Consider the following 11,453-nt stretch of genomic DNA (forward strand, 5'->3'; position numbering starts at 1 on the left):
TTATTCAGGGTATATACTGAACGCTGTAATCGATAAATAGCGGAACACGAGAGTGTCCCGCTATTTTTTTATCCCGTGCCGCGGTGTACATTAGCCTCCACATTATCGGAGGGAAAATGACGATACGCTCCACGTACTGGCTTGGACTGAGCTACTTCACCTACTTTTTCGCCTATGGCGTTTACTTACCGTTCTGGGGCGTCTGGCTAAAAGACAGCGGCCTGCAACCGGAAAAAATTGGCCTGCTGCTGGGCTGCGGCATGATTGCCCGTTTCGTCGGTAGCCTGATAATTGCCTCACGCGTTACCAATCCTTCCCGTTTAATCAGCGTACTGCGCCTGCTGGCATTGCTGACGCTGCTGTTTGCTTTAGGCTTCTGGGCGGGCACCCAGTGGGTCTGGCTGCTTCTGGTCATGATCGGTTTCAACCTGTTCTTCTCGCCGCTGGTGCCGCTGAGTGATTCTCTGGCCGCCACCTGGCAGCGACAAATTGCGCTGCCTTACGGTCCGGTGCGGCTGTGGGGATCGCTGGCCTTTGTTATCAGCTCTGCTCTTACTGGCGTTATGGTCACGCATTTTTCCTATCACGCCATCCTGATACTGCTCTGCATTGGCTGTGGAGCGATGATCGCCGGTATGATGCTGCGTCCGGCGGTCATGCCATTGGGAACGGAAAAACAGACCGCGCACAGCGGATGGGCGCAGTGGAAGCAGATGCTGAGTGAAACTGCCGTCTGCCGTTTCCTGCTGTGCGTAACGTTAATGCAGGGGGCACACGCCGCCTATTACGGTTTTAGTGCGATCTACTGGCAGGAAGCGGGTTACTCATCGAGCATCGTCGGCTATTTGTGGTCGCTGGGGGTGGTGGCCGAGATCGTGGTATTTGCCGCCAGTAGCCGACTGTTCCGCCGCTGGAGCGCGCGTGACCTGCTGCTGCTCTCCTGCATATCTGCGCTGATACGCTGGGGCATTATGGCTTCATCCACCGATCTGGGTTGGCTGATCGTTGCGCAGATTCTGCACTGCGGCAGTTTTACCGTTTGCCATCTGGCTGCGATGCGCTTTATCGCTGCCCGTGATGGTGGCGAGGTGATTCGCCTGCAATCGGTCTATTCGGCGCTGGCGATGGGCGGCGGTATTGCTTTGATGACAATGGTGTGTGGCGTGCTGTTCCAGCATTTGCAGGGCGGTGTGTTCTGGGTAATGGCGCTGCTGGTGGTTCCAGTATTGTTCCTGCGGCCGAAGGTAACCTGACTATGACTCCAGCAGCAGGCGGATGCTACGCTGCTGGTGTTCTCCCAGCGGGAGTTCAGCATGAATCAGAGGCGGTGAATAGAGCGGCAGTGGAGTGGCATAGGGCGTAATCACCAGCGCGATGCCTTTAGGCGCGCTATGCCGTTGAAAATCGCTGACATCCTGATACTTAATATTGAGCGGCAGCAGCGTCAGTTCGCGTAGCTGCCGCTCAACCAGACGTTCCAGCTCGCTGTCACGCCCGATTAACAGCAATACCTGCTTCTCTTGCAGAGCGCTCTCCTGCATCAGCCACGCACCAAAAATAATCACAATCAGCCCCATCTCTTCATCGCTGAATTGCACACTGTACTGCTGCTCAAATGCGGCAATGGCCTCACGGGTGGTGCGTAACAGGCGCGGATATTGCTGGGCGATATCTTCAACCAGACTGTGATCGATGCCGATGGAAAACAGAGTCCGCTCCAGCGCCTGGGCCAGGTGAGTATAAAGCTGGGTACTCAGCCCGGCGTCATTGCTGAAGACCATACCGGACAGAGCCTGGAAGCGCTGGATCAACAGTTCAACAGCGTGGAAAAGCTGACGTTCATGATCGCCGTCGATATGCTGCACTAGCGGAATATGTAGCTGGCTGAACAACAGCGCCAGCAGATCGATCTCACTGTCAGTAGCCTGGTAACCACGTTTACGCCAGCAGTGCCCAATATTTTTAGCCAGTGCATACTCAGATTTACCTCTGAGCCACTGCTGCTGCTGCAATGTAAATTCTGGCCGACAGTGCCAGGCGAGGGAATAGCGTAGCCATACCTGTAGAAAATGGCCGTCGCGGCTGCTGAATTCACGGCCCAGATAGAGCGAGCAGTGCTGAATCAGTGCCGTCAGATTTTGTTCGTCGTACAGAGCTTTATCCACCGGCAGCATTCGCAGCTGGTGTCTGATGGCAGCAGAAAATTCGTTATGGATAAAGTCTGGCGACAGCCGAAGCGCCCGACGCAAACTATGCAGCAGGCACAGGCGCTGATCTAAGTGCGTACCAATAATACGCAACATTCCCAGGCTATCCTGCTCAATAGCAAGACGGTGATAACGCTGGATTTCCTCTGCCACCTCCGCTATATCTTGCCGGGTCAGGGCGGGATCCACACTGTTAAGCTGGCAAACTGAATCCACCGTAACAATGAATTCAGGAAGGCATAGCATTAAAAGCAGGTGGCAACGGCGCTGTGGACTGGAGAGGACAGAAATTTCTGGTGAGTGTGCACTCATCATCTGTGATCCCAGTAGCGATTGATTATGTTAAGAATAGCCTGAGCTGCCAGCGCTGTGACCCCCCGGGCCAGTTTTATTCAGGGCTTTCAGGACAGGTCACAAAAATAATCAGCAAATATTGAGGTTGAAGATTAATTTGTTACATTATAACAGATGTGGGATCGCGGCTCTCGGCCTGATAATTGCCTTCTCTTCGTCAATTGTCTGCGCGCATCCGCACAGTTTTATCGATATGCAGACCTCGCTGGTACATCAGGGCGATGAGCTTACCGGGTTAAAAATGCGCTGGGTAATGGATGAAATTACTTCTGCTGATCTGCTGTACGATGCCGGAACGGCAAAAGCGGACTCGGTGGTGTGGAAAAAACTGGCAGCCGAAGTGATGGCAAATGTGCTGGGGCAGCACTACTTTACCGAGTTCTGGCATCAGAAACAGCCGGTTAAATTTGAAAACCTGCCGCCGGAGTATCATCTTTCACGGCAGGGGCATCAGGCGGTACTGGAGTTTATTCTGCCGCTGGCACATCCGCAGGCCTTGAAAGGTCAGCGATATACTTTCTCGACCTTCGATCCAACCTACTTTGTTGATATGTATTACGACTCTGAAAAAGCACTGATTGTCCCGGCTGAACTGGCAGCACAATGCCATTTCGAACTGTATACACCAAAACCGGATGCTTCCATGCAGGCCTATGCGTTGTCTCTGGATAAAGCCGATGCGCCAGCGGAAGAGATGGATCTTGGCCGCCAGTTTGCTCAGACCGTGACGTTGATATGCCAGTAAACGATCTCAGCCGCCCTTTGCGCCGGGGGAGAATCTGGCCGCCCGGACTACTGCTTGCTGCTTTCGTGCTGGCGGCGCTATGGGTCTGGCAGCGCTGGCCGCAGATTCTTTTACAGAGCATTTTATGGCAGAAAAGCCTGCATCAGCAGATGACCGGTTTACTGCAACAGGTAGCCAGCGACCCTCATCAGGCCGGGCTGGCGCTGATGGGATTTAGCCTGCTTTACGGTGTGCTGCATGCGCTTGGGCCAGGACATGGCAAAGTGGTTATCGCTACATTCCTTGCCACTCATCCCACAAAAATGAAAACCAGCCTGCAACTGACGCTGGCCGCTGCGGTGGTGCAGGGCGCAGTGGCGATTGCGCTGGTAACAGTGATGCTGGGAGTTCTACAACTCTCTTCCCGTCAGCTGCATCTCAGCAGCTACTGGCTGGAGAAGGGCAGCTATCTGCTGGTGAGCGGACTGGGCCTGTGGCTGTGCTGGCGAGCGCTGAAAAAACTGTGGATAGCGCTGCGGCCTGCCCCCGTCAGAATGACTATCACCCGTATCCTGCCCGCCGGGCATCAGCACGGTGAACACTGCGGCTGCGGGCATCAGCATATCCCTGACAGTGCGATGCTGTCACAGGCGACCGGATGGAAAACGAAGGCAGCGGTAGTGCTGTCGATGGGATTACGCCCCTGCTCGGGTGCCATCATGATGCTGCTGTTTTCAAAAGTGATTGGTGTCTACGTATGGGGTGTGCTGTCGGCACTGGTGATGGCGCTCGGTACGGCATTGACCGTATCAGGCATGGCGCTGGTGGTGCAGCTATCGCGTTCGCTGGCACAGCGGTTAACCCGCAATAGTGGTGCTGCCGCCTGGCATAATGTGCTGCTGAATTGTCTGGCGTTAACGGGAGGAGTGCTGCTGGTCGCTGCGGGAGTGCTGCTGTGGTTCAGTGCGCAACCGGCGATGTCTGGAGGCATCCGGCCAATGCTACTGCGTTGAAGATTAGCTGGCGATCGGGACTGTGCTGCATAATCTTCTGCGGATTTTTATAAAGGGGCGAGGCACGCCTCGCCCTGTCGCAAATTAACGCTTCAGTGCTTCACTCAGCTCGTCACGCATATTTGCCAGCATGGCCTTCACCACGCGTGGGTTACCCGCCACAATATTACCTGAGTGCATATAGCCATGAGCGCCAACGAAGTCAGTTACCAGACCGCCTGCTTCACGCACCAGCAGTTCACCTGCGGCGAAATCCCAGGGCTTCAGGCCGATTTCGAAGTAACCGTCTACGCGACCGGCAGCCACATAGGCCAGATCCAGCGCAGCAGAACCGGTGCGACGGAAGTCAGCGCACTGGGTAAACAGTTTGCCCACGATATTGATATACGGGGTTGCGTGCTGCTTCAGTTTGAACGGGAAGCCGGTAGCGAGAATGGTGCCATCCAGATCGCGAGCGGTGCCGCCGCGCAGACGGTAGCCGTTAAGCTGGGTGCCCTGGCCGCGTACGGCGCTGAAAAGTTCATTGCGCATTGGATCGTATACAACGGCGACTTCAGTGCGGCCTTTGATACGTACGGCGATAGAAACACAGAAGTGAGGCAGGCGTTTGATGTAGTTGGTGGTGCCATCCAGAGGATCGATAACCCATTGCACATCCTGGTCTTCGCCCTGCAATTCACCACTCTCTTCAGCGATGATGGTGTGCTGTGGGTAAGATTTGCGGATCACTTCAATAATCTGACGTTCCGCTTCACGGTCAACATTGGTGACAAAGTCATTGCTGCCTTTCTGGCTGGCTTCGACGGAGTCCGGGGTTTCATAGTGCTTGGCAATTACGTTTCCGGCCTTGCGCGCAGCGCGCACGGCAATGTTGAGCATTGGATGCATAGTAAGTTTCGTCTCGCTGGATGTTAAAGAACGGTTTACCCTTCATGCTTGAAGCTGTCGCCGCGTTAGCCGCGCTCGCTCACCCGAATCACTTACTTTAGTAAGCTCACGGGATTCGCTCTCTTGCTACAGCACCAATCATTTTGGGTAAATATCAAATCTTATAGAAAACGGCGCGTAGTATAGCAGGGCAGCGCGGTAAATGTCCTGAAAATATGTTAGCATCGTCAAATTAACTCCCAGACCCCAGAATCCTTATGCTGCAAAATATCCGAATTGTGCTGGTCGAGACCTCTCACACTGGCAACATGGGCTCTGTCGCCCGTGCGATGAAAACCATGGGTTTAACTAACCTTTATCTGGTCAATCCACTGGTCAAGCCGGACTCGCAGGCCATTGCCCTGGCGGCTGGCGCCAGCGATGTGATTGGTGATGCGAAAATCGTTGATACTTTCGATGAAGCGATTGCTGGCTGTAGCCTGGTGGTGGGAACCAGCGCCCGATCGCGCTCCCTGCCGTGGCCGATGCTTGACCCGCGCGAGTGCGGTTTAAAGAGCGTGGAAGAGGGCCGGCAGGCGCCAGTGGCGCTGGTATTTGGCCGCGAACGCGTCGGTCTGACCAATGAAGAATTGCAGAAATGCCACTATCACGTGGCGATTGCCGCAAACCCGGACTACAGCTCGCTGAACCTGGCGATGGCTGTGCAGGTCATTACCTATGAAGTGCGTATGGCCTGGTTACAGTCGCTGGAAGCTGAACAGGAAGCACCAGAGGAGTCACCTTATCCGCTGGTCGACGATCTCGAGCGCTTCTACCAGCATATGGAAAAAATGATGACCCGCAGCGGATTTATCCGTGAAGCCAGCCCGGGGCAGGTGATGAGCAAGATGCGCCGTCTGTTTACTCGTGCGCGCCCCGAGCGCGATGAGTTGAATATCCTGCGCGGTATGCTCTCCTCGCTGGAGAAACCACGCGGCGAGTAGCAGTATTGTTGAATAAAATAGCAGCATAATAGTTGAGTGTTTTACTTGGTTAAATAGTTGAGTGTTTTAGTAGGTTAAATACTTGACCAATTTACTCGGGAATGTCAGACTTGCGTCCATAATTTGTTAACACCCACCAGGGTTATAACCGAGGTTTTACACGCCATGAGACTGACATCCAAAGGCCGTTATGCTGTTACCGCTATGCTTGATGTGGCACTGCACTCTCACGAAGGCCCGGTGCCTTTAGCTGATATTTCAGAGCGTCAGGGCATCTCCCTTTCTTATCTTGAGCAGCTGTTCTCTCGTCTGCGTAAGAATGGTCTGGTGGCCAGTGTACGCGGTCCGGGCGGTGGTTATCTGCTGGGCAAAAGCTCTGATGCCATCGCAGTGGGTGCAGTGATCACTGCCGTTGACGAATCTGTTGATGCCACCAAATGCCAGGGTAAAGAAGGCTGCCAGGGTGGCGAACGCTGCCTGACTCATGTGTTGTGGCGCGATCTGAGTGAGCGCATCAGCGACTTCCTCAACAATATTACACTGGCAGAACTGGTCAACAACCAGGAGATCCTGGAAGTTGCAGACCGCCAGAACAGCAATGAAATCCGTCGTGCGCCAAATGGCCGCGTGCAGGAAACAATTAACGTCAATCTGCGCGCCTGATCGCAGTGCGGGCGGGGTGTACTCTTCGCCTCCGGAAATGAATAAAAGGCCAGCATCGGCCTTTTATTCATTTCTGCTTCCAGTAAAGATTTCAGGGCGCAGAAGGGCGGCAATCAAAAACCTCCCGGAGCTTAACAAGCTATGAAATTACCGATTTATCTGGATTATTCCGCTACCACACCTGCCGACCCCCGTGTGGCCGCAAAGATGATGCAGTATCTTACTCTCGACGGAACCTTCGGTAATCCGGCCTCGCGATCTCACCGCTATGGCTGGCAGTCAGAAGAAGCCGTGGATGTTGCCCGCAACCAGATTGCGGAACTGGTCGGCGCTGACCCGCGTGAAATTGTTTTCACCTCCGGCGCAACGGAAGCCAACAACCTCGCAATCAAAGGTGTCGCCACTTTCCATCAGGAAAAGGGCCGTCACATCATCACCTGCACCACCGAACATAAAGCAGTACTCGATACCTGTGCGCAGTTAGAGCGCGAGGGCTTCAGCGTGACGTATCTCAATCCGCGCCATGACGGTACTCTTGACCTGCAACAGCTCGCCGATGCCATGCGTGACGACACCGTGCTGGTATCAATTATGCACGTCAATAATGAGATTGGCGTGGTGCAGGATATCGCCACTATCGGTGAAATGTGCCGCGAGCGTGGGATCATCTTCCATGTTGATGCTACCCAGAGCGTCGGCAAATTGCCTATCGACCTGAGTGTGCTGAAAGTTGACCTGATGTCCTTCTCCGCCCATAAAATTTACGGGCCAAAAGGGATAGGCGCACTTTACGTAAGCCGTTCGCCGCGCATCCGTCTGGACGCTCAGATTCACGGTGGCGGCCACGAGCGCGGGATGCGTTCCGGTACTTTGCCGGTGCATCAGATTGTCGGAATGGGAGAAGCCTACCGCATCGCTAAAGAAGAGATGGCTAGCGAAATGGCGCGCCTGGCTGCCCTGCGTAGCCGCCTGTGGGCGGGGATCGGCAGCATTGAAGAGGTTTACCTCAACGGCTCGCTTGAACAGGGCGCGGCAAATATCCTTAACGTCAGCTTTAACTATGTGGACGGTGAGTCGCTGATTCTGGCGCTAAAAGATCTGGCGGTCTCTACCGGTTCAGCCTGTACCTCTGCCAGCATGGAGCCATCCTACGTGCTGCGGGCCATTGGTCTTGACGATGAACTGGCGCACAGCTCGATCCGTTTCTCGCTCGGGCGTTTCACCACGGAAGAAGAAATTGACTACACCATTCAGCTGGTGCAGAAATCCATCGCCCGTCTGCGCGAGCTGACACCCGGCTGGAAAGCGTTGAAAACCAGCGGCACCGTTCAGGCTGGCTGATCCTTCTCCGGCAGGAAAAGAGACGGGCCAGATCTTTGGCCCGTTCTGCGCATCCTGTCGCATCCTGTAAAAACATCCCTGCTACATTTCTGTTAGTCTGACTGTACAATCATCCTGCGGAAAAAATCGCAGCGGCCGGGCAAACCCGGTTTGCAAGATGACAAAAACAAAAGGAGCCATGCGATGACCACCCCTATGAATATTACCCTGTCTACGGCTGCGGCCGACCCGCGTTGGGGCGATAAAGCGACCCTGAGCAGTAATGACAGCGGCCTGACCATTCATCTTACCGGCAGTGAACCGCTGGTTACCATTCAGCGCGCAGCGCGCAAAATTGACGCTCAGGGCATTCGCCACGTCAGCCTGAGCGGCGATGGCTGGGATCTGGAGAGCAGCTGGGCATTCTGGCAGGGCTACCGTGGGCCGAAAGGCACCCGTGAAGTGCAGTGGGCAGCGCTGGAAGATGCCGATCAGCTGGAGCTGAATAACCGCTTGAAAATTATCGACTGGGTGCGCAATACCATTAACCTGCCAGCGGAAGAGCTGGGGCCGGAACAGTTAGCGGCACGTGCGGTTGATCTGCTGTGTGATGTGGCTGGTGATGCGGTCAATTATCGCATTACCAAAGGTGACGATCTTAAATCACAAAACTATATGGGGCTGCATACGGTCGGCCGTGGATCCTCGCGCAGCCCGGTACTGCTGACGCTGGATTATAATCCTGGCGGTAGCGATGAAACTCCGGTTTATGCCTGCCTGGTCGGTAAAGGTATCACCTTTGATACCGGCGGATACAGCCTGAAGCAGAGCGGTTTTATGGACTCCATGAAGTCTGATATGGGCGGCGCAGCTACCCTCACCGGTGCGCTGGCGCTGGCGATCAGCCGTGGCCTGAAAAAACGGGTAAAACTGATTCTTTGCTGCGCAGATAATATGGTCAGTGGTAACGCCTTCCGGCTGGGCGACATTATTCGCTATCGCAACGGAAAAAGCGTTGAAGTCATGAATACCGACGCCGAAGGCCGTTTGGTGCTGGCTGATGGCCTGATCGATGCCAGCGCATTTAATCCTGAACTGATTATCGATGCGGCAACCCTGACCGGCGCGGCGAAAACGGCTCTGGGGAATGATTACCACGCGCTGTTCAGCTTTGACGATGCCCTGGCGCAGTCGTTGCTGAAGAGTGCCGACGGCGAAAACGAACCGTTCTGGCGTCTGCCTCTGGCTGAGTTCCACCGCAGTCATCTGCCGTCTAACTTTGCCGATCTCAATAACATTGCCAGCCCGTCCCACTCGGCCGGTGCCAGTACTGCTGCGGCGTTCCTGTCGCATTTTGTCAGTGACTACAAGCAGGGCTGGTTGCACATTGACTGTTCTGCGACCTACCGCAAAGGTGCGGTGGATCAGTGGGCTGCCGGTGCTACCGGGCTGGGCGTGCGTACCGTTGCAAATCTGCTATTAAATAAAGCGTAACAACCTGGGGCGACCGACATAAAAGTCGCTCCAGCCGTTCGTGATTACCTGACCATTGCGGTCTGTCTGATGCCTATACTGGAACATTGAGATGAACGATCTGAACCCGCGCCTGGAAGAAGTGCTGAAACTGGCGGCGACGGAACCGGCGCACCGCCCGGAATTTTTTACCCTGCTGATGGATGCCAGCGTGGTGGTGCCCGGGGAAAGCTCCCGGCCCGATGTTGTGCCGGATGCCAGTACCCCGGTTGATTTACAGCACTGGGAAAAAGAGGACGGAACCAGCATTATTCCGTTCTTTACCTCAGCAGAAGCGCTGGAGCAGGCGGTCAGCGGTGAACAGGCTTATCTGGTAATGCCGGTACGGACGCTGTTTGAAATTACTCTGGGTGAGGCACTTTTTCTTAACCCGAAATTACCCAACGGTAAAGAGTTTTCCCCGCGTGAAATTGCTCATTTGTTAGGCGAGGGCAGTAGCGCTCTCAGTCAGCAGACGGTGCTGGATGGTGGTACTTCGCTGCTGCTGTCAGAAATTGCCGAGCCACCGACCCAGATGATTGACTCGCTTACCCAGCTGTTTGCCAAGTACAAAACTGTGCGTCGTGCCTACGTAGCGCTGATCAAAGAGCATGCGGATCAGCCTGCTAATCTGCTGATTGGTATTGAAGGCGATGGCGATCTGGAGGCGGTTATTCAGGCGGCAGGCAGTGTGGCAACGGATACGCTGTTAGAGGATGACCCAATAGATATCTGTCAAGTGAGGGATGGGGAGAAAGGCATCAGCCACTTCTTTATTGCCCATATCACGCCATTCTATGAGCGCCGCTGGGGCAGCTTCCTCAGAGACTTCAAAGTTAAAAATATCGATTAAAAAAACGGGCCATCAGGCCCGTTTCTCATCAGTAGCGGGCATTTATTCCGCGTCATTCACGATTGGCAGGTCGTTACGCGCACCCCATTCGCCCCAGGATCCATCGTACAACGCGACGTTTTTCACTCCCAGGCTGGTCAGGGCCAGAATCACGACTACCGCAGTTACCCCGGAACCACAGCTGGCAATAATCGGCTGCGCCAGATCGACTCCCTGCTGATGGAAAATGGCCTGCAACTCAGCCGCTGGTTTTAAACGCCCTTCAGTGACCAGCGTATTCCAGGGCACGTTCAGGCTGCCCGGAATACGCCCACGGCGCAGACCCGGGCGCGGTTCATCCACTTCCCCGTGAAAGCGGTTGGCGGCGCGGGCATCAATAATTTGTGCGCCTCCTTCATGGCTGATAAGCAACACATCGGTTACGCGTTTCACTTCGCCTTCACCGTGATCCACTGCAAACTCACCTTCGGCAAGATTCACCGGCCCGCTTGCCAGCGGCAGCTGGGCCTGTTTCCAGCCCGCAAGTCCACCCGCCAGAATAGAGACCTGTTTTACGCCAAAGTGACGCAGCATCCACCAGGCACGCGGTGCTGAGAACAAATTACCCTCGTCGTAGACAATCAGATGCTTATCATCGTTGACGCCCAGTTCACGCATCGCCACTGCGAAAGTCTCCGCACGTGGCAACATATGTGGGTAGGCGCTGGTGTGATCCGACAGCGCCTCAATATCAAAAAAGGGGGCATTTGGCAGATGTCCGGCCAGATATTCGGCCTGCACATCGCGGGTTTTTTCCTGGCCCGGCGGTAGCATTCGTGCGTCCAGAACCTGGATATTGTCATCATTCAGATGCTCTGCCAGCCATTCAGCAGAAACAAAAAGAGAGGGATTCGTCATCGCGGCCTCGTAGTCAGTAACGTTTAGCTGAGTGTCAGC

Annotated in this window: 11 protein-coding genes; 8 read left to right on the forward strand and 3 right to left on the reverse strand. The window is 54.7% G+C overall.

Going from position 1 to position 11,453, the window contains the following annotated elements; all coding sequences use genetic code 11:
* Positions 1–116: 116 nt before the first annotated feature.
* The gene (locus GN242_RS05150) at positions 117–1,253 is read left to right on the forward strand and encodes a 3-phenylpropionate MFS transporter (RefSeq protein WP_154753782.1); all 1,137 of its coding nucleotides are present in this window, start codon (positions 117–119) and stop codon (positions 1,251–1,253) included.
* On the opposite strand, the gene csiE is transcribed toward GN242_RS05150, so the two are convergent.
* Entirely contained in the window at positions 1,254–2,522 is a 1,269-nt protein-coding gene (gene csiE, locus GN242_RS05155) for a stationary phase inducible protein CsiE (RefSeq protein ID WP_154753783.1), read from the reverse strand.
* A 136-nt stretch (positions 2,523–2,658) separates the two neighbouring features.
* On the opposite strand from csiE, the gene GN242_RS05160 reads away from it, so the two are divergent.
* Positions 2,659–3,306, forward strand: coding sequence for a DUF1007 family protein (locus GN242_RS05160; RefSeq protein ID WP_154753784.1), 648 nt, complete (start codon positions 2,659–2,661; stop codon positions 3,304–3,306).
* The gene (locus tag GN242_RS05165; protein WP_154753785.1) at positions 3,297–4,298 is read left to right on the forward strand and encodes a nickel/cobalt transporter; all 1,002 of its coding nucleotides are present in this window, start codon (positions 3,297–3,299) and stop codon (positions 4,296–4,298) included. Before GN242_RS05160 ends, GN242_RS05165 begins: the two co-directional genes overlap by 10 nt.
* A gap of 84 nt (positions 4,299–4,382) precedes the next feature.
* Here GN242_RS05165 and suhB read toward each other — a convergent pair whose 3' ends face one another.
* Positions 4,383–5,186: an inositol-1-monophosphatase gene (suhB, locus tag GN242_RS05170; RefSeq protein ID WP_154753786.1), complete on the reverse strand. Its 804-nt coding sequence runs from the start codon at positions 5,184–5,186 to the stop codon at positions 4,383–4,385.
* 257 nt (positions 5,187–5,443) lie between these two features.
* Here suhB and trmJ point away from each other — a divergent pair, with 257 nt between their 5' ends.
* The 5 genes from trmJ (at position 5,444) to sseB (ending at position 10,517) form a co-directional block, all read left to right on the forward strand.
* On the forward strand, positions 5,444–6,169 hold the full coding sequence (trmJ, locus tag GN242_RS05175; RefSeq protein ID WP_154753787.1) for a tRNA (cytosine(32)/uridine(32)-2'-O)-methyltransferase TrmJ: 726 nt from the start codon (positions 5,444–5,446) through the stop codon (positions 6,167–6,169).
* A 165-nt stretch (positions 6,170–6,334) separates the two neighbouring features.
* Complete coding sequence (gene iscR / locus GN242_RS05180; RefSeq protein WP_154753788.1) at positions 6,335–6,832, forward strand: Fe-S cluster assembly transcriptional regulator IscR; 498 nt, start codon at positions 6,335–6,337, stop codon at positions 6,830–6,832.
* 141 nt (positions 6,833–6,973) lie between these two features.
* On the forward strand, positions 6,974–8,173 hold the full coding sequence (locus tag GN242_RS05185) for an IscS subfamily cysteine desulfurase (RefSeq protein ID WP_154753789.1): 1,200 nt from the start codon (positions 6,974–6,976) through the stop codon (positions 8,171–8,173).
* A gap of 183 nt (positions 8,174–8,356) precedes the next feature.
* Positions 8,357–9,646 (forward strand): aminopeptidase PepB, encoded by a 1,290-nt coding sequence (gene pepB, locus GN242_RS05190; RefSeq protein WP_154753790.1) that lies wholly within the window; start codon positions 8,357–8,359, stop codon positions 9,644–9,646.
* 91 nt (positions 9,647–9,737) lie between these two features.
* On the forward strand, positions 9,738–10,517 hold the full coding sequence (gene sseB, locus GN242_RS05195) for an enhanced serine sensitivity protein SseB (protein ID WP_154753791.1): 780 nt from the start codon (positions 9,738–9,740) through the stop codon (positions 10,515–10,517).
* Between the two features lie 42 nt (positions 10,518–10,559).
* On the opposite strand, the gene sseA is transcribed toward sseB, so the two are convergent.
* Positions 10,560–11,414: a 3-mercaptopyruvate sulfurtransferase gene (gene sseA, locus GN242_RS05200; protein WP_154753792.1), complete on the reverse strand. Its 855-nt coding sequence runs from the start codon at positions 11,412–11,414 to the stop codon at positions 10,560–10,562.
* Between the last annotated feature and the right edge of the window lie 39 nt (positions 11,415–11,453).

Origin of the sequence: Erwinia sorbitola (assembly GCF_009738185.1) — a bacterium.
GTDB lineage: Bacteria > Pseudomonadota > Gammaproteobacteria > Enterobacterales > Enterobacteriaceae > Erwinia > Erwinia sorbitola.

Bases quoted from the DNA above. Each gene is read 5' to 3' on its own strand.
- GN242_RS05150 (WP_154753782.1), top strand. From the start codon at position 117: ATGACGATACGCTCCACGTACTGGCTTGGACTGAGCTACTTCACCTAC.
- csiE (WP_154753783.1), bottom strand. From the start codon at position 2,522: ATGATGAGTGCACACTCACCAGAAATTTCTGTCCTCTCCAGTCCACAG.
- GN242_RS05165 (WP_154753785.1), top strand. From the start codon at position 3,297: ATGCCAGTAAACGATCTCAGCCGCCCTTTGCGCCGGGGGAGAATCTGG.
- suhB (WP_154753786.1), bottom strand. From the start codon at position 5,186: ATGCATCCAATGCTCAACATTGCCGTGCGCGCTGCGCGCAAGGCCGGA.
- trmJ (WP_154753787.1), top strand. From the start codon at position 5,444: ATGCTGCAAAATATCCGAATTGTGCTGGTCGAGACCTCTCACACTGGC.
- iscR (WP_154753788.1), top strand. From the start codon at position 6,335: ATGAGACTGACATCCAAAGGCCGTTATGCTGTTACCGCTATGCTTGAT.
- GN242_RS05185 (WP_154753789.1), top strand. From the start codon at position 6,974: ATGAAATTACCGATTTATCTGGATTATTCCGCTACCACACCTGCCGAC.
- pepB (WP_154753790.1), top strand. From the start codon at position 8,357: ATGACCACCCCTATGAATATTACCCTGTCTACGGCTGCGGCCGACCCG.
- sseB (WP_154753791.1), top strand. From the start codon at position 9,738: ATGAACGATCTGAACCCGCGCCTGGAAGAAGTGCTGAAACTGGCGGCG.
- sseA (WP_154753792.1), bottom strand. From the start codon at position 11,414: ATGACGAATCCCTCTCTTTTTGTTTCTGCTGAATGGCTGGCAGAGCAT.